Annotated in this window: 13 protein-coding genes, 4 tRNA genes and 1 other RNA gene; 9 read left to right on the forward strand and 9 right to left on the reverse strand. The window is 72.8% G+C overall.

Features of this window, described 5'->3' with window-relative positions:
* Positions 1-123 precede the first annotated feature (123 nt).
* The 3 genes from ACZ56U_RS09075 to ACZ56U_RS09085 all read left to right on the forward strand — a co-directional run bounded on the left by ACZ56U_RS09075 (position 124) and on the right by ACZ56U_RS09085 (position 3,931).
* Positions 124-1,821, forward strand: a complete 1,698-nt coding sequence (locus ACZ56U_RS09075; protein WP_469083354.1) for a stealth family protein — start codon at positions 124-126, stop codon at positions 1,819-1,821.
* Between the two features lie 19 nt (positions 1,822-1,840).
* On the forward strand, positions 1,841-3,643 hold the full coding sequence (locus tag ACZ56U_RS09080) for a Stealth CR1 domain-containing protein (protein ID WP_469083355.1): 1,803 nt from the start codon (positions 1,841-1,843) through the stop codon (positions 3,641-3,643).
* Positions 3,644-3,760: 117 nt separating this feature from the next.
* Positions 3,761-3,931, forward strand: a complete 171-nt coding sequence (locus ACZ56U_RS09085; RefSeq protein ID WP_469083356.1) for a hypothetical protein — start codon at positions 3,761-3,763, stop codon at positions 3,929-3,931.
* Between the two features lie 78 nt (positions 3,932-4,009).
* Here the strand turns inward: ACZ56U_RS09085 and ACZ56U_RS09090 are convergent.
* Positions 4,010-4,097: transfer RNA gene (locus ACZ56U_RS09090), tRNA-Ser, on the reverse strand.
* Between the two features lie 72 nt (positions 4,098-4,169).
* Here ACZ56U_RS09090 and ffs point away from each other — a divergent pair.
* From ffs to ACZ56U_RS09120, 6 genes are all read left to right on the forward strand, one after another.
* Positions 4,170-4,268, forward strand: an RNA gene (gene ffs, locus ACZ56U_RS09095) — signal recognition particle sRNA small type.
* An 88-nt stretch (positions 4,269-4,356) separates the two neighbouring features.
* Positions 4,357-6,750: a DNA polymerase III subunit gamma and tau gene (locus ACZ56U_RS09100; RefSeq protein ID WP_469083357.1), complete on the forward strand. Its 2,394-nt coding sequence runs from the start codon at positions 4,357-4,359 to the stop codon at positions 6,748-6,750.
* A 196-nt stretch (positions 6,751-6,946) separates the two neighbouring features.
* Entirely contained in the window at positions 6,947-8,200 is a 1,254-nt protein-coding gene (gene purD, locus ACZ56U_RS09105; RefSeq protein ID WP_469083358.1) for a phosphoribosylamine--glycine ligase, read from the forward strand.
* Positions 8,201-8,676: 476 nt separating this feature from the next.
* Positions 8,677-10,404, forward strand: coding sequence for a M48 family metalloprotease (locus ACZ56U_RS09110; RefSeq protein ID WP_469083416.1), 1,728 nt, complete (start codon positions 8,677-8,679; stop codon positions 10,402-10,404).
* 316 nt (positions 10,405-10,720) lie between these two features.
* Entirely contained in the window at positions 10,721-12,211 is a 1,491-nt protein-coding gene (locus ACZ56U_RS09115) for a N,N-dimethylformamidase beta subunit family domain-containing protein (protein WP_469083359.1), read from the forward strand.
* 94 nt (positions 12,212-12,305) lie between these two features.
* Positions 12,306-13,205, forward strand: a complete 900-nt coding sequence (locus tag ACZ56U_RS09120) for a phosphoribosylaminoimidazolesuccinocarboxamide synthase (RefSeq protein ID WP_469083360.1) — start codon at positions 12,306-12,308, stop codon at positions 13,203-13,205.
* Positions 13,206-13,248: 43 nt separating this feature from the next.
* On the opposite strand, the gene ACZ56U_RS09125 is transcribed toward ACZ56U_RS09120, so the two are convergent.
* The 8 genes from ACZ56U_RS09125 to ACZ56U_RS09160 all read right to left on the reverse strand — a co-directional run bounded on the left by ACZ56U_RS09125 (position 13,249) and on the right by ACZ56U_RS09160 (position 17,671).
* Positions 13,249-13,321, reverse strand: a tRNA-Gly gene (locus ACZ56U_RS09125).
* Between the two features lie 22 nt (positions 13,322-13,343).
* Positions 13,344-13,952, reverse strand: a complete 609-nt coding sequence (locus ACZ56U_RS09130) for a response regulator (RefSeq protein WP_391233616.1) — start codon at positions 13,950-13,952, stop codon at positions 13,344-13,346.
* A complete protein-coding gene (locus ACZ56U_RS09135; protein WP_469083417.1) occupies positions 13,949-15,163 on the reverse strand; it encodes a sensor histidine kinase in 1,215 nt (404 codons plus the stop codon). Before ACZ56U_RS09135 ends, ACZ56U_RS09130 begins: the two co-directional genes overlap by 4 nt.
* Positions 15,164-15,177: 14 nt before the next feature.
* A complete protein-coding gene (locus ACZ56U_RS09140; protein WP_469083361.1) occupies positions 15,178-15,954 on the reverse strand; it encodes an ABC transporter permease in 777 nt (258 codons plus the stop codon).
* Positions 15,951-16,877, reverse strand: coding sequence for an ABC transporter ATP-binding protein (locus tag ACZ56U_RS09145; RefSeq protein WP_469083362.1), 927 nt, complete (start codon positions 16,875-16,877; stop codon positions 15,951-15,953). The genes ACZ56U_RS09140 and ACZ56U_RS09145 overlap by 4 nt, the downstream gene beginning before the upstream one ends.
* A 128-nt stretch (positions 16,878-17,005) precedes the next feature.
* Positions 17,006-17,078, reverse strand: a tRNA-Gly gene (locus ACZ56U_RS09150).
* Positions 17,079-17,157: 79 nt separating this feature from the next.
* A tRNA-Gly gene (locus ACZ56U_RS09155) sits at positions 17,158-17,229 on the reverse strand.
* A gap of 124 nt (positions 17,230-17,353) precedes the next feature.
* Positions 17,354-17,671 (reverse strand): histone-like nucleoid-structuring protein Lsr2, encoded by a 318-nt coding sequence (locus tag ACZ56U_RS09160; RefSeq protein ID WP_469083363.1) that lies wholly within the window; start codon positions 17,669-17,671, stop codon positions 17,354-17,356.
* Between the last annotated feature and the right edge of the window lie 125 nt (positions 17,672-17,796).

Below are 17,796 nucleotides of genomic sequence, written 5' to 3' on the forward strand. Positions count from 1 at the left end.
AACCTGAAATGGAATCGCTTCGTCCGTAAAATCCCGGGGAACTCTTCTACAACCTTCGCTTCTGCATGCCAGTCTGCTTAACGCAGAGATGTTCGACAGAGTGATGGAAGAGGAGCCCAGAAGGTGACCGTGCGTTCCTTTGCCCGGCGGATAGGGCCGCGAGTAGAGCGGAAGGCCGCCGAGAGCGTGTGGCAGCTGCGCACCATGCGGCGCCGCCGCCGGGCCGCGGTCACGGACCCGGTGCTCCGCCCGGTCGCGGTCCGCGGCCAGCGCCTCTACGGCCGGGTCGTGACCCGGTTCAGCGCCGTCGAGGCCGCCGCCGGCAACCTCGGCCTGGTCGTCGCCGCCCTGGAGCAGGAGGGCATCCCGTACTTCCTGGTGCCGACCGCGCGGACCCGGTACACGGTCGGCGTGAACTCCGTGCACCGCGAGCGTCTCATCGCCGCGCTCGAGGCCCGCAACGAGGGCAAGGCGGTCTTCATCGGCCGGCCGCTGCCCGGCGGGAAGCTCAAGCACCCCGCGCTGTTCATGGACGGCGTGCTGCCGGCGGGCCTGCGCACGGCACCGGTCCTGCGGATCGGGGAGAACCACCTCGGCCCCGCGGGCCAGCTGCTCGCCGGCCCCGAACTCGCCTGCGACGTGGAGTTCTGGGAGGACGGGGCCCAGATCCTCGCCTCCGAGGACGGACCCCGGCGCCTGGCCAAGGTGCAGCCCCAGGCCTCCGAGGACATCTTCGCCGACTCCCTCGTCGCCCCCCGGAACAACGGTGTCACCGACGTCCTGCCGGCCTCCGAGCAGCGGCCCGCCACCGTACGGGTCGGCGAGCGGGAACTGCCGAGCTTCGTCCCGCTGACCCTGCCGACCGTCGAGGACGTGACCTTCCCCGTCGACGTCGTCTACACCTGGGTCGACGGCGAGGAGCCCGCGATGCGGGCCAAGCGCGCCCGCTACCAGGACCGCGGCACCGCCGAGATCCTGGACAAGGAGACCAACGCCTCCCGCTACACCAGCCACGACGAACTGAAGTACTCGCTGCGCTCACTGGCGATGTACGCGGACTTCGTCCGCCACATCTACATCGTGACGGACGGCCAGAAGCCGCACTGGCTCGACGACAGCGCCCCCGGGATCACGGTCGTCGACCACCGCGACATCTTCCCGGCGGACGTGCTGCCCGTGTTCAACTCGCACGCCATCGAGACCCGCCTGCACCACATCCCCGGTCTCTCGGACCACTACCTGTACTTCAACGACGACGTGTTCGTCGGCCGCCGGGTCACCCCCGAGCACTTCTTCCACGGCAGCGGTCTGATGCGCATCCCGGTCTCCCCGCTCAAGATCGGCGTGGGCAAGCCGCACGCCGAGGAGACGGCGACCAACTCCGCCAGCAAGAACGTCCGGGCGCTGCTGCTGGAGCGGTTCGGCCGGATGACCACGCACAACTTCATGCACACCCCCCTGCCGCAGCAGCGGCGGACGCTCCAGACCCTGGAGGAGCTCTTCCCGGAGGACATCCGCCGCACCATGGCGTCCCGCTTCCGGGCACCGCAGGACATCGCCCTGACGGCTCCGCTGCTCTACCAGTACGCCCTGATGACCGGCAACGGCCTGCCGGGCAAGTACAGCTTCCGGTACGTCAACATCAGCCGCCCGGACGCCGACCAGCGCCTGGCCGACCTGCGCCGCAACCGCCGCTTCGACTTCTTCTGCCTCAACGACGTCGACGTACCGCCCGAGGAGCGCGAACAGGTGAGCGTCCGGATGCGCGAGTTCCTGGAGGACTACTTCCCCTTCGCCAGCCCGTACGAGAAGCAGGACTGACGGGCCGGGGGGAAGGGACATGGGAGGAAGAGGCATCGGTCTCCGCTTCGGACTGCCGGGGGGCATCCGAGCGGCGCGGAGACATCTGCTGAGCCTGCGCGCCTGGCTGACCGCCCGGCTGTGGGCCCTGTACGCGGCCAGATCCCGCAGACGCCTGCGGGCCGCGGTACCGGACCTGCACCGGGTCAGCTTCGGACCGACGCGCCTGTACGGCCGTACGGTCGCCGGATACACCGCCGCGGACGCGGTGGCGGCCGACCTGGAGCGGGTGTGCGCCCTGCTGGACGGGATCGGCGTCCCGTACTTCCTGGTCCCCGCCGACCCAGGACAGGGCACCACCCGGCAGGTCCTCGGCGTCCCCGAGAGCCACCGCGAGGCCCTCCTGGCCCAGGCCCGCCGCCGCTTCGCCGGAACCGTCGGATACGTCGGCGCGGTCGGACCGGACGGCACGGTGACGAGCGCGGCACTGTGGGCGGACGGCAAGCTGCCGCGGCCCGTGCGCCGGGCCGGGGTCCTGCGTACCGGCGTCGTACGCCTGGGCCCCCAGCGGCAGGTGCTCACCGGCCTGGAGACGGGCTGCGACATCGAGTTCTGGCGCCACGGCCAGGACCTCGGCACGGACCCCGCCTGGCTCACCGTCCCCGGCGACCGCCTGCCGGACGTCTTCGGCCCGGCCCTGGTCGCCCCGCGCCGCAACCCGGTCTCGGAGGTGCTCCCGGTCACCGCGCAGCGCCCGGCCACGGTGCCCGGCCGCCACCGCGCCGTGCCCACCTTCGCCGCGTTCGCCGAGCCGGGCATCGACGAGGTCCGCTTCCCCGTCGATGCCGTCTACACCTGGGTCGACGGCGACGACCCGGCGATGGCCGCCAAACGCCTCGCCCACCAGGCGCACCACACCGGCGCCATCGCCGCGCGCGAGACCGGCGCCTCCCGCTACACCAGCCACGACGAGCTCAGATACGCCCTGCGCTCACTGGAGATGTACGCCGGTTTCGTCCGCCACGTCTACCTGGTGACGGACTCCCAGCTGCCGTCCTGGCTGGACCCGGCGGCGGAGGGCCTGACGGTGATCGACCACCGCGACATCCTCCCCGAGGCCGCCCTGCCCGTCTTCAACTCCCACGCCATCGAGAGCCGCCTGCACCACATCCCCGGCCTCTCGGAGCACTACCTCTACTTCAACGACGACGTCTTCATCAACCGCCCGGTACGCGCCGAGCACTTCTTCCACGGCAACGGCATAGCCCGCATCCCCCTCTCCCCCCTGAAGCTGGGAGTGGGCGCCCCCCACCCCCTGGAACCGGCCCCCAACTCCGCGGGGAAGAACGCCCGCGAGGTCATCAGCCGCTTCCACGGCCGCCAGATCGCCCACAAGTCCCTGCACACCCCGCACCCCCAACTCCTGGCGGTCATGCGGGAGATGGAGGACCTGTCGATCGAGCAGCTGGAGCGCACGGTGTACTCCCGCTTCCGCTCCACGACCGACGTGGCCCCGGCGTCCACCCTGCACCACCACTGGGCGATGGCCACCGGCAGAGCCGTCCCGGCGGAGTACCGCTTCCGCTACGTCCAGCTCGGCACCCCCGACATGCACCGCCGCCTCGCCCGCCTCGCCGCCGGCGACGACGTCGACTTCTTCTGCCTCAACGACGTCGACACACCCCCGCAGACCCGAGAGGCGGCCCGGACCGCGATAGCGGCCTTCCTGCACCGCAAGTACCCCTTCCCCAGCCGCTTCGAGACAACCACAGCCGAGACCGACGGCCACGACCCGACCCCGGCGCTCACCTATGCGGGGCGACGGGGGGACGGGGTCCGGTGAACGGGGGGCACCCTTCCTGCGTCGGAGCGGTCGCCGAGATCGGGTTGTCCAGCGAGCCGGGGAGGCACTCCAGCTCAGTGGCAGACCTCCCGTGATCAGAGTGGAGTCGCTCGGGGCGTGAGGCTAGGGATCACCCCGATCGAGCGGCCCGCCGCCTCCGCAGCGCTGGGCTGCCCGGCCTGGGAGCGGGGCCCGGGCGCCGGGTGCGGCCGGCTGACGCACGGGTACGGGCGGCACGCGGCGCTGCACGGCCGCGTGTGCCGGGCCGCCCTCGTCGACGGGCGGTAGCCGGAAACCGCAACCACGCACGACGAAGGGCCCCACCGCGAACGGTGGGGCCCTTCGACATCGTGCCCGGTGAGGCACTGGCGGAGGATACGAGATTCGAACTCGTGAGGGGTTGCCCCCAACACGCTTTCCAAGCGTGCGCCCTAGGCCTCTAGGCGAATCCTCCGCGGCAAACAATACAAGACGTTGAGGAGTGCTCGCGAACTCGTTCCCACCCCCCGCCATCGGGTACTGTTTGGGCAGCCCCTCACGCGGCGCTATCTGACTGAACTCCCCCAGGGCCGGAAGGCAGCAAGGGTAGGTTGGCTCTGGCGGGTGCGTGGGGGGCGCTTGCGTTCCCGGGTAGGGCCGGGCGGGCCGGGGCCGGGGTTGCCGTCGGTTCCCGTGGGGCCGTGTTGTCAGTGGGCGCCTATAACCTCGTATGCGTGTCGTCTCTCGCGTTGTACCGCCGCTACCGCCCGGAGTCGTTCGCCGAGGTCATCGGGCAGGAGCATGTCACCGACCCGTTGCAGCAGGCGCTGCGGAACAACCGGGTCAATCACGCGTACCTGTTCAGCGGTCCGCGCGGATGCGGCAAGACGACCAGCGCGCGCATCCTCGCCAGGTGCCTGAACTGCGCGCAGGGGCCCACCCCCACCCCCTGCGGTGAGTGCCAGTCCTGCCAGGACCTCGCCCGCAACGGCCCCGGTTCCATCGACGTCATCGAGATCGACGCCGCGTCCCACGGTGGCGTGGACGACGCCCGTGAGCTGCGCGAGAAGGCCTTCTTCGGACCCGCGAGCAGCCGCTACAAGATCTACATCATCGACGAGGCCCACATGGTCACGTCGGCCGGCTTCAACGCCCTGCTCAAGGTCGTCGAGGAGCCTCCGGAGCATCTGAAGTTCATCTTCGCCACGACCGAGCCCGAGAAGGTCATCGGGACCATCCGCTCGCGGACCCACCACTACCCCTTCCGGCTCGTCCCGCCCGGGACCCTGCGCGACTACCTCGGCGAGGTGTGCGGCAAGGAGAACATCCCCGTCGAGGAGGGCGTCCTGCCGCTCGTCGTACGGGCAGGCCAGGGATCCGTGCGTGACTCCATGTCCGTCATGGACCAGCTGCTCGCCGGGGCGCGGGAGGAGGGTGTGACGTATGCCATGGCCACCTCCCTCCTCGGCTACACCGACGGTTCGCTCCTCGACTCCGTCGTCGAGGCCTTCGCCACCGGTGACGGTGCCGCCGCCTTCGAGGTCGTGGACAGGATCATCGAGGGCGGCAACGACCCCCGCCGCTTCGTCGCCGACCTGCTCGAGCGGCTGCGGGACCTCGTGATCCTCGCCGCCGTCCCGGACGCCCTCGAGAAGGGGCTCATCGACGCCCCCGTCGACGTCCTGGAGCGCATGCAGGCCCAGGCCGGCACCTTCGGCGCCGCCGAACTCAGCCGAGCCGCCGACCTCGTCAACGACGGTCTGACCGAGATGCGCGGTGCCACGTCCCCGCGCCTCCAGCTGGAACTGATCTGCGCGCGCGTGCTGCTGCCCGCCGCCTACGGCGACGAGCGGTCCGTCATGGCCCGGCTCGACCGGCTCGAGCGCGGCGTGAACTTCTCCGGCGGCGGTGCCGCACCCGCGATGGGTTACGTCCCCGGGCCCGAGGCCCATGGCGGAGCCGCGGCCGCGCAAGTCCCGCCGGGGGGCGGCGCCGCGGCCGTCCGGGCAGCGGTACGGGCCCCGGGCGGCGCACCGCAGGCCGGGCCGGGCTCGGCTCCCGCGTCCGGGGCCCCCGCGGGCTTCGGCGCCGGTCCAGGACAGAACGTGCCTACGGGCTTCGGTGATGGGTCGGGTCCCGGCGCTGGTCAGGGTGGGGCCGCGGGTCCGGCCGCGGCAGCGGACGCCGGTACGGCCGCCGCCGGCCCGGCCAGTGGTCCCACCGGTGGCACCGGTGAGACACAGTCCCAGCAGCCTCAGCCCCCCCAAGCCCCCGCCGCACCCACCCCCGCCCCCGCGGCCCCCGGAACCTCGGCCCCCGGCGCCTGGCCCACCGCAGCCCCCGCGGGCGGCGGCCGACGCCCCGGGGGCTGGCCCACGACGACCCCCGCCGGAGGCGGCCAGCCCCCGACAGCGCCGACCCCGAGCCCATCGGGACAACCGGCCCCCGCACCGGCGAGCACCCCCGCGCCCGCCCAGCCCCAGCCGACCGCGGCAGCAGCCGCCGCCTACGCACCTCCGGCCGGCGGCCTCGATCCCCGCATGCTGTGGCCGAACATCCTGGAGGCCGTCAAGAACCGCCGCCGCTTCACCTGGATCCTGCTCAGCCAGAACGCCCAGGTGGCCGGCTTCGACGGCACCACCCTCCAGCTCGGCTTCGTCAACGTCGGCGCCCGCGACAACTTCGTCAGCAGCGGCAGCGAGGACGTCCTGAAGCAGGCGCTGGGGGAGCAGTTCGGCGTTCAGTGGAAGATCGAGGCGATCGTCGACCCCTCGGGCGGCGGCGCCGCGCCCGCCCAGACCGGCGGCGGCATGCCCGGCCAGGGCGGCGGTGGCGGCTACGGCGTCCCTGCCCCCGGCGGCTACGGCGCCCCGGCTCCCGCCCCGCGCCCCACTTCCCCGGCCGCCCCCGCGGCCCCCACCCCGGCCTCCTCGGCGCCCCCGACGCGGCCCCCGTCCCAGTCGGCCCCCGCGCCCCGGCCCGCCGCCCCGGAGCCGCCCCCGGTCGCCCCCGAGGACGACACCCCCGAGGACGACGACCCCGACCTCAACGAATCCGCCCTCTCCGGCCGCGAACTGATCGTGCGGGAGCTGGGCGCGACGGTGGTGGAGGAGTTCACGAACGAGTAGGGCGGCCCGCGGAACCCCCAGCCGCCCCCGCCCTCCAGGCCCCCGCATCCCCCAGGGCCCCCGACCTCCAGGCCCCCGCACCCCCAGCCGTCCCCGCCCCCCGCACCCCCATTCAGAGAAACCCACAACCCCCACCCCCACCCCCCTTCGGCAACCCGCACAATTTCCCGCGCCCCGCTCCGGCTACGCTGACCCCGTGAAGGTCCTCGTCATCGGCAGCGGCGCCCGCGAACACGCCCTGTGCCACTCCCTGTCCCTCGACCCCGACGTCACCGCGCTGCACTGCGCCCCCGGCAACGCCGGGATCGCCGAGGTCGCCGAGCTGCACCAGGTCGACGCCCTGGACGGCACGGCCGTCGCCGCGCTGGCCACCGAGCTCGGCGCCGAGCTCGTCGTCGTAGGCCCGGAGGCCCCGCTGGTCGCGGGTGTCGCCGACGCCGTGCGCGAGGTCGGCATCCCGGTCTTCGGCCCCTCCGGGGAGGCCGCGCAGCTCGAGGGCTCCAAGGCCTTCGCGAAGGACGTGATGGCGGGGGCCGGCGTCCCCACCGCGCGTTCCTACGTCTGCACGACCCCCCAGGAGGTCGACGAGGCCCTCGACGCCTTCGGCGCCCCTTATGTCGTCAAGGACGACGGCCTCGCCGCCGGCAAGGGCGTGGTCGTGACCCCCGACCTGGAGGCGGCGCGGGCGCACGCCAACTCCTGCGAGCGGGTCGTCATCGAGGAGTTCCTCGACGGCCCCGAGGTCTCCCTCTTCGCCATCACCGACGGGGTGACCGTCGTCCCGCTCCAGCCCGCCCAGGACTTCAAGCGCGCCCTCGACGGCGACGAGGGCCCGAACACCGGCGGCATGGGCGCGTACTCCCCGCTGCCGTGGGCCGACCCGAAGCTGGTCGAGGAGGTCATGGAGACCGTCCTCCAGCCGACCGTCGACGAGATGCGCCGCCGCGGCACCCCGTTCTCCGGTCTCCTCTACGCCGGTCTCGCGATCACCAGCCGAGGTGTCCGGGTGATCGAGTTCAACGCCCGCTTCGGCGATCCGGAGACCCAGGTCGTCCTGGCCCGCCTGAAGACGCCCCTCGCCGGGGTGCTGCTGGCCGCCGCCAAGGGCGACCTCGCCGACCTGGCGCCGCTGCGCTGGAGCGAGGACGCCGCGGTCACCGTGGTCGTCGCCTCGCACAACTACCCCGGCACCCCGCGCACCGGCGACCCGATCACCGGCCTCGACGAGGTGGCCGCCGAGGACGCCCCGCACGCGTACGTCCTGCACGCCGGTACCCGGCACGACGGCGACGCGGTGGTCAGCGCGGGCGGCCGTGTCCTGTCCGTCACGGCGACCGGCGCGGACCTGAACGAGGCCCGTGACCGCGCGTACCGGGCGGTCGCGCGCATCCGCCTCGACGGCTCCCAGCACCGCACGGACATCGCGGCGAAGGCGGCGGCGGAAGCCTGAGAAGCGGGAGTCTGAAAAGAAGGCGACTGCGGGAGTCTGAAAACCAGGCGGCGGCGGGAGCCTGAAAACCCCGCACACCGATGAACCCCCCGGGCCCTGGATCCGTCTCTGGATCCGGGGCCCGTTCCTGTGCCCGCCCGCCCGCCAGGCCCGCGCACGGGACGGCGAACGCCCCCGTGACTGTGAACACGCCTGTGAACACGAACCCGTACGTGACTGAATCCGAGTCAAGATCCAGGGCCTGATCCTCGCTGTCCGTCATCCACCTTTCCCCAAAGCCATTCCATCGAGTGACCGATCCGATTTCCGGCTGACGTGGGCCGGGGCCCCAACTAGGGTGCGGCGCAAGCGTTCCGGCACTTGGCCCACCGGCATTGCGATGTCGGTGGCGGGTGCCACAGTGGGGGAGTGAGCAACGCCAGGCCAGTCAGGCAGCCAGGACAGCAGCGAGGGGGTGACACCCGGTCGTGACCGGAATGGGTGGAGAAGCGGGCGCACAGGCCGCGCGTTCCTGGGCGCTCGCCGTGCTGCGCGTCCGCAGCCGGGCGCTCGCCGTCGCGCTGCTGCCGGCGGCCGTCGCCGTGGTGCTGTACGCCGGAGGCACCGCCGGCCACCTCGTCGGCCCCGGCTGGCACGCCGCCCGCTGGGCCGTGACCCCGGTCGCCGTCCTCGTCCTGCTGGCCGCCGCCGGTATCGCCCTGGTCGTCGCCCGCGCCCGCCCGGCGATGAGTCCGACGGTCCCGATCGCCGAGGCCTCGGCCCCGGACCTGTACCGCATGGTGCGCGACCTGGCCGACCGTCTCGACGTGCCCGCGCCCTCCGCGATAGCGCTCACCCCGGACTGCGACAGCTGGCTGGAGGACCGCACCCACCCCTCGCACGGCCCGCCGAGGCAGGAGGACCGCGACGAGCTCACCGGCGCCCGCGGCCCGAGGCGTACGACCGCGGCCCCGGTCCTGGTCATCGGCTCCCCGTTCCTGTGGTGGATGCGGGTCGGTGAACTCCGCGCCGTCCTCGCCCCCGTCGTCGCCGGTACGGGCCCCTCGGCCCACCCGGACATAGCCGCGGCCCGCCGCTTCGTCCGCGGACTGGACGCCGCGGTGGCCGTGGCCTCGGCACCCGGACGCTGCCCGCTGACCCGCGTGGTCTGCGCCGGCGTCGGCTGGGTGGCCCGCCTGCTGCTGCGCAGCGTCCGGGAGCACGCGACCCAGATGGAGCGCGGGGTCGCCGCGGCCGCCGCCGAGCGCGCCCAGGCCGTGGACTACGGCCTGCGGATCGTCGCCCAGGAACAGGTCGGGCTGGCGTACGCCGGCTGGGACCGCCTGCTGACCCGCGTCGCGCTCCCGGCCTGGCGGATGGGCCGCTGGCCGTCCCGCCTGGACGCCGGAGTGGTGGCGGCCCTCACGGAACTGTCCCGCCGCGACCGCCTGGCCGAGGGCTTCGCCTCCCGCCTGGGCGAGCGCCCCGCCTGTGACCTCCTGGAGGAACCCGGCGCGATCGACGAGGCCACCTCCCTCCTGGCCGCCCGCCTCTTCCACGGCGGCCCGGCGGAGTCCGGCCCCGACTGGTCCCCGGTCGACTGGCAGGAGTACCCGGACGAGGTCGTGGACCGGAAGTGGCGCCTGGACGCGTCCCGCCTCCACCGGGTCCTGGACGCCCAGGGAGTCCGCCGTACCCCCGGGCCCACCGCCGCGGAGACCGCCGGGCCCACCCTGGCGAGGGTTCTGGACCACCTGTCGGCTCCCCGGCGCCTCGCCGCCGTGCCGCAGGGGCACACGGGCGGCGCGAGGGCCGACGGCGCGCCCGAGGCCCCGGCCGACGACGAACGCACCGCCACCCTCGCCGCGGCCCTCACCGCCGAACTCGCCCGCGAGGAAGCCGCCGCCCCGGCCCCCCACAGCCCCGACCCCACCCTCTGGGACGACGGCTCGCTCCCGCTCTTCCCCCCGCAGGCCCCGCGCTCCTCCCGTGAGCTGCTCAGCGACCACGTCACCGCCATGGTCTGCTGCGCCGCGATGGACACCGCCGGCGCCGCCCCCGGCCTCGACTGGCTCGACGGCCCGACCCTCCTCATCAACGGCGACCGCGCGTCCGACCTCGCACCCGTGGTCCTCAGCCTCGTCGAGGACGGCGACCCGGCCCCCCTGCGCGCCTGGCTGCTGGAGTCCGGGATACGCCCGGAGAAACCGGTCCGCCTCGTCTGAGGCCCGCCCGGCGCCGACGCAACTCCCTTACCGGAAGCCCTCATTCCACTTTCGGCCAATTCGCAACGACTAGTGACAGCGTGCGTGCGGAATGTGATGTGCTGGGACCGATCGCACACATGGCAAGGGCGTGCGACATAGGACAGACGTCACAGCCACGAACGCACGACCGCACCACGGCAGTCAACGGCCGCCGACGAGACCCCGACGCCGACCACGTCAAGGCAGACCTCGCCGACGCCGACCTCGCCGACGCCAACCGCGCACGAACACCTGACCGCACGAACACACGGGGGCACGAAGGAGGGGAGCAACCATGGAGTCGGAGCAGATCCGCCGCTGGGAGTCGGGAGCGCTGGCGCACGCGGTGACGGACCCCTTCGGGCAGGGCCCGGTCCCCTGGCTCCGCGGCGAGACGACGTACTTCGACGACACCGGCCAGGTCGTCCCCTGGTACGTGGACCCCGCCCAGCAGCCCACCACACCGGGCGCCCCCCGCGTCCCCGCCCCCCGGGCCGGCGGCCCCCGCGCCGCGGACGACGTCCGCCGCCAGATCAAGGGCTTCACCGCGACCGGCGCGGTCGCGCCCGGTGAGGCCATCGACTTCCACATCACGGTCGACCCGCCGCAGGAGTTCAGCGTCGACGTCTACCGCATCGGCCACTACGGCGGCGACGGCGCCTCCAAGATCACCACCAGCCCGCGGCTCTCCGGCATCGTCCAGCCCCCGCCGCTCGCCGCGGACCGCACGGTCTCCTGCCACCACTGGTGGCTGAGCTGGCGCCTTCAGGTCCCGTCCTTCTGGAGCGTCGGGGCGTACGTGGCCGTCCTCACCACCGCCGACGGCTACCGCTCCCACGTCCCCTTCACCGTCCGCCACGACCACCCCGCCGACCTGCTCCTCCTCCTGCCGGACGTCACCTGGCAGGCGTACAACCTCTACCCGGAGGACGGCCGCACGGGCGCCAGCCTGTACCACGCGTGGGACGAGAACGGCCGGCTCCTCGGCGAGTCCGACGCGGCGACGACCGTCTCCTTCGACCGCCCGTACGCGGGCGCCGGTCTGCCCCTGCACGTGGGCCACGCCTACGACTTCATCCGCTACGCCGAGCGCTACGGCTACGACCTGGCCTACGCGGACGCCCGCGACCTGCACTCCGGCCGGGTGGACCCCACCCGTTACCGCGGCCTGGTCTTCCCCGGCCACGACGAGTACTGGTCGGTCGCCATGCGCCGCACGGTGGAGCGCGCCCGCGACCACGGCACCTCGCTGGTCTTCCTCTCCGCCAACACCATGTACTGGCAGGTGGAGTTGGGCCCGTCCCCCTCCGGCGTCCCGGACCGCCTGCTGACCTGCCGCAAGCGCCGGGGCCCGGGCCGTCCGGTGCTGTGGCGGGAGATCGACCGCCCCGAGCAGCAGGTCGTCGGCATCCAGTACGCGGGCCGCGTCCCCGACCCGGCCCCCCTGATCGTCCGCAACGCCGACCACTGGCTCTGGGAGGCCACCGGCGCCCACGACGGCGACGAGATCGAGGGGCTGGTCGCGGGCGAGGCCGACCGGTACTTCCCGCGCACCCCGCTCCCCGAGCACGACGACCGCATCCTGCTCGCCCACTCCCCGTACGCCGACACCGCGGGCACCCTCCGCCACCAGGAGACCTCCCTCTACCGCGCCCCCTCCGGCGCCCTGGTCTTCGCGTCCGGCACCTTCGCGTGGTCCCCGTCCCTGGACCGCCCCGGACACGTCGACGCCCGCGTCCAGCGCGCCACCGCCAACCTGCTGGACCGCATCTGCAAGCGCGACTGACGTCAAGGACCCGCAGGCCACAGACCCCCTGTCCGAGACCCGGCCCCCCATACGGGACAATCGAGCCTCTTGGACAGAACCACGGGGAGGAACCGTGTCCGGATTCGTAGAAAAGCCCGAGCCGCTTCAGGTTCCGGGCCTGGTCCACCTCCACACCGGCAAGGTGCGCGAGCTGTACCGGAACGAGGCGGGCGACCTCGTGATGGTCGCCAGCGACCGCATCTCCGCCTTCGACTGGGTGCTGCCGTCCCAGATCCCCGACAAGGGCCGGGTCCTCACCCAGCTCTCCTTGTGGTGGTTCGATCAGATCGCCGACCTGATGCCCAACCACGTCCTGAGCACCGACCTGCCCGAGGGCGCCCCCGCCGACTGGGCGGGCCGGACCCTGGTCTGCAAGTCGCTCCGGATGGTCCCCGTGGAGGCCGTCGCCCGCGGCTACCTCACCGGCTCGGGCCTGGTGGAGTACCACGACTCCCGCACGGTCTGCGGCCTCGCCCTCCCGGAGGGGCTCACGGACGGCAGCGAGCTCCCCGCCCCGATCTTCACCCCGGCCACCAAGGCCGCCGTCGGCGAGCACGACGAGAACGTCCCCTACGAGGAGGTGGCCCGCCAGGTCGGCGCCGACACCGCCGCCCAGCTGCGCCAGGCGACCCTCGCCGTCTACTCCCGGGGCCGGGACATCGCGCGGGAGCGGGGGATCATCCTCGCGGACACCAAGTTCGAGTTCGGCTTCGACGGCGACACCCTCGTCATCGCCGACGAGGTCCTCACCCCTGACTCCTCCCGCTTCTGGCCGGCCGAGCAGTGGGAGCCGGGCCGCGCGCAGCCGTCGTACGACAAGCAGTTCGTGCGCGACTGGCTGACCTCGGCGGAGTCCGGCTGGGACCGCAAGAGCGAGCAGCCCCCGCCGCCGCTGCCGCAGGAGGTCGTGGACCGCACCCGAGCCAAGTACATCGAGGCGTACGAGCGGCTGACGGGCACGAGCTGGTCGTGACGCGAAAGGCCCCCGGTGAGAACCGGGGGCCTTTGCCGAACAGAGCGAACGACGAGGTTCGAACTCGCGACCTCAACCTTGGCAAGGTTGCGCTCTACCAACTGAGCTACGTTCGCATGCGCCGTGGCGCGAGAACCACTATACCCAACCTCGCTCCCGCGCGAGCCGCACGGCCGTGTGCCGGTTCTCCGCCCCGAGCTTGGAGACGGCCGACGACAGATAGTTCCGTACGGTCCCCTGCGACAGCGCGGCCCGCTCGGCGATCTCCGCGACGGGCGCCCCGTCGGCGGCCAGTTCCAGCACCTCGGCCTCCCGCGCCGTCAGCGGCGAGTCCCCGGCGGAGATGGCGTCGGCGGCCAACTCGGGGTCGACATAACGGTTTCCGGCGTGCACGGTACGGATGATCTCCGCGAGCCGCTGCGCGCTGACCGTCTTCGGGACGAACCCGCGCACACCGGCCTCCAGGGCCCGCTTGAGGTGCCCGGGCCGGCCGTGGCTGGTCACGATCAGCACTTTGCAGCCGGGCAGTTCGGCGCGCAGGGATGTGGCGACCCTCACACCGTCCGCCCCGGGCATCTGGAGATCCAGCACGGCGACGTCGGGGGCGTGCGCCTTCGCCATCGCCAGCGCCTCGGGACCGGAAGCGGCCTCGGCGACGACCGCGAGGTCGTCCTCCAGGGAGAGCAGCGCCGCCAGGGCGCCCCGGATCAGATGCTCGTCGTCGGCGAGCAGCAGTCGGACCGTCACGCCGTGACCTCGCTCACTCGCAGTGGTACGTCGGCCACCAGCCGGAAGACACCGGTGCCCACAGGGCCCGCCTCCAGCGTCCCGTCCACGGCCGTCAGCCGTTCCCGCAGTCCGGCGAGCCCGGATCCGCCCGGTCCCGCGGGGGCGGCGGCCCCGTCGTTCTCCACCGTCAGCACCACCCTCTCGCCCGTCACCCGTACGGCCACCTCGCATCGCCCGGCGTCCCCGTGCCGCAGCACATTGGTCGTCGCCTCCCGCACGACCCACCCCAGGGTCGACTGCACGTCCACCGGCAGCCCGGCCGCGTCCCCCGACACCTCGCACCGGATCCCGGCCGCCTCCAACACCCCTTGCGCACCGGCGAGTTCCACCCCGAGGTCGGCCTCCCGATACCCCCGTACGACCTCCCGCACCTCGCGCTGCGACTCCCGCGCGATGCGCTGCACCTCGACCATCTGCGCCTCGGCCTCGGGCCGCCCGCGCCGAGCGAGCTGCACGGCGAGCTCGCTCTTCAGGGCGATCACCGCGAGGTTGCGCCCCATGACGTCGTGCAGGTCCCGCCCGAACCGCAGCCGTTCCTCGGCGACGGCGAGCCGGGCCCGGGTCTCGCGGGCCTCGTCGAGGGCGTAGACGGCGGTGAGCAGCCAGACGGAGAAGACGGCGCTGAAGGCGATGAACCCGCCGCCGAAGAGCACCGCCACCGCGGTGATCAGGGTGGGCAGGGTCGGCAGGCCCAGGGGGAACGCGATCGCGGCCGCGCCCGCCGCGAACCCGCCGACGGTCGCGAAGATCCTGCGCCGGCTGCGCACCCCGAGGGCGATGACACCGGCCCCGTAGGTCAGCACGACCCCGAACAGGGCCCCCGCCGCCGAGTCGCCCTCACCCCCCTCCGGCCGGCGCTCGGCGACGGCCAGCGCCGTGACGGCGACCGCCGCGGAGTACGCGCCGAGCGTCCACAGCAGCCGCACGGGCTGCCCGCGGCGGCCGCGCACCCAGTCCAGGGAGCGGGAGACGGTCAGGACACAGAGCGCCGAGTGCACGCACAGCAGGGCGAACAGCGTGCCGCCCAGCACGCCCCCGATCGCGGCGGCGATGGGCGGTCCGACCGCCACGACCTCGACCAGCGCGATGGAGTGGAACGACCACCGTGTGTAGGTCTCCACCTTCTGCGGCGTGCTCTTGCGCCGCCACCAGCCCCCCGGCCCGACCATGCTCTCCCCGTACGTCAGCGCCTCGGCTCCCACCGGAACCACCGTCCTACAGCAAACACCGCGAGCGCGGTCCAGGCCAGCGCGGTGGCCAGGGCGCCCAGCGACTCGTAGACCGACAGGCTGCCCGTCCAGCCGCCGCGGACCAGTGTGATCACCGGCGACAGCGGCAGCAGCTCGCAGACGGACGCGAACCGGTCCGGCAGCACGTCCAGGGGGACGGCGACACCCGAGAAGATCATCGAGACCATCACGAACGGCAGCGTGGTGACCTGCGCGCTCTCCACGGTCCGCGTCACCGCCGCCGTGACGGCCGCCAGCGCCGCGCACATCACCAGCCCCAGCAGCAGTCCCAGCACGGCCAGATGGGGCGCCTTCGGCGCGGCCACGTCCAGCAGGGCGGTGCTCCCGAGGGCCAGCACCAGGCACTGCGCGAGCCCGGTCGCCCCGATCGGCAGCGCGGCCCCGAGGAGGATCTCGGCGTCCCGCGGCTCCCCGGTGCGCAGCCGCTTGAGCACCAGCTCCTCGCGCCGGGCGGTGTAGACCCCGACGAGGGCGCTGTAGACGCCGAACAGCAGCGAGAACCCGATCCCGGCCGGCAGCAGCACCAGGCCGACGCTGAGCCCGGCGTCCTTGATGTCCATGTCGTCGACGAAGGGCCGCAGGCTGAACGGCAGTGCGAGCGGCACCAGGACGGCCGTGAGGAGAGTGGCCTTGCTGCGCCCGAGCAGCGTGAACTCGGCCCGGGCGAGCGCGCCCATCCGGCCCGCAGGTGTGGTGGCGACGCCGCTCATACCGTGACCTCCTCGGCCGCCGCGATCCCCAGGAACGCCTCTTCCAGTGACGCCGACCGCACATCGAGCCGGCGCAGTTCCACCCGGGCCCGCTCGGCCCACACCAGCACCCCGGTGGCCGCCCGCTGCAACTCCCGCGTCCGCAGCCGTACGACCCTCCCGTCGACCTCGTGGGAGAGCACCCCCAGCTCGCCGAGCGGTGGCAGGTCGCCCACGAAGTAGCCGTCGGGCAGTTCGAAGGAGATCCGCGAGGGCTGCTCGGCCGTCACCTCGGCCGGGGTCCCGGAGACCGCGATCCGCCCCTCGTGCAGGATCGCGAGCCGGTCCGCGAGCCCCTCGGCCTCCTCCAGGTAGTGCGTGGTGAGCAGCACGGTCGTCCCGCCGTCCCGCAGCGCCCGCACCAACTCCCAGGTGTCCCGGCGCCCTTCGGCGTCCAACCCGGTGGTCGGCTCGTCGAGGAACAGCACCTCGGGCTTCCCGAGCAGCGCGAGCGCCAGATCGAGCCGCCGCCGCTCACCCCCGGACAGCTGCTTCACCCGTACGTCGGCCCGCCGCGCGAGCCCGACGAGCTCCAGCGCCTCCAGCGGCGGCCGCGCCCCGCTGACGCAGCCCGCCCACATCCGCGCGGTCTCGGCGACGGTCAGCTCGGACGGGAACCCGCCCTCCTGGAGCATCACCCCGGTGCGCGGCCGTACGGCGGCCCGCTCCTCGTAGGGGTCGTGCCCGAGCACCCGCACCCGGCCCCCGGCCGGCCGGGCGAGCCCTTCCAGCAGCTCGACCGTCGATGTCTTGCCGGCCCCGTTGGTGCCGAGCAGCGCGAAGACCTCGCCCCGGGCCACGGAGAAGCTGATGCCGCGGACCGCCTCGAACCCGCCCCCGTAGACGCGTCGCAGGTCGGTGACCTCAATCACGTTCGTGTTCATGAACCCAGCATCCCGGCGTCCGGGGACCGGGGGCAGTGCGCGCTGTCATCGCTGTGCATGACAAATGTCAGGGGTACGCCAACCACGAAAAAGCCCCCCGACAGAAGCCGGGGGGCCTTCGAATCAAGAGCGAACGACGAGGTTCGAACTCGCGACCTCAACCTTGGCAAGGTTGCGCTCTACCAACTGAGCTACGTTCGCACTGCATCCGACCGGCTCTCACCGATCGGCGCGGACACCATCCTACCTGATCCACAAGAGTGGTCAGATGGTGGTGCAGAGCGGGTGACAGGAATTGCACACTGCGCCTTCCCCCTGGAAGGGGGATGTTCTACTACTGAACTACACCCGCATGTACCTCGTGGGCTGGGCTTTTCCGTCCCCGCCCCTCGGCGTGCTCCAGACTCTAGCCGACCAGGTGGGGTGCCACGCAAGTCGGCTGTCCCGAGGGGCGGGTGACCGGCCGTCGGCCGGGGCTACTGCGCCTCGGCGAAGGCCTCGTAGACCTTCTTGGGGATCCGGCCCCGCGCGGGGACATCCATCTTTCGCGCCTGGGCCCAGGCGCGGACCGCCGCCGGGTCGGGGGCGACCTCCGTCTGCCGGTAGGCCTTGCCGGATCTCGACCGCTTGCGGCCGGCGTCCACGTAGGGCGCGAGCGCCTTACGCAGTTTCTTGGCATTCGCTTGATTCAGGTCGATCTCGTACGACTTGCCATCGAGTCCGAAGGCGATCGTTTCCGCCGCTTCCGAGCCGTCGATGTCGTCAAAGAGAGTGACCACGACCTTCTGCGCCACGAATATCGGTCCCTTCATACGGCACGTGCCAATTCATTTGTACAGTGCCCGACAATGCAATGGGAAGCCCGACTAAATCCTTCCGCGTGTCAAAAATCAAGGGGGAGCGGAAGCGACTTCGATTG

Source organism: Streptomyces sp. NPDC034103 (assembly GCF_055575395.1).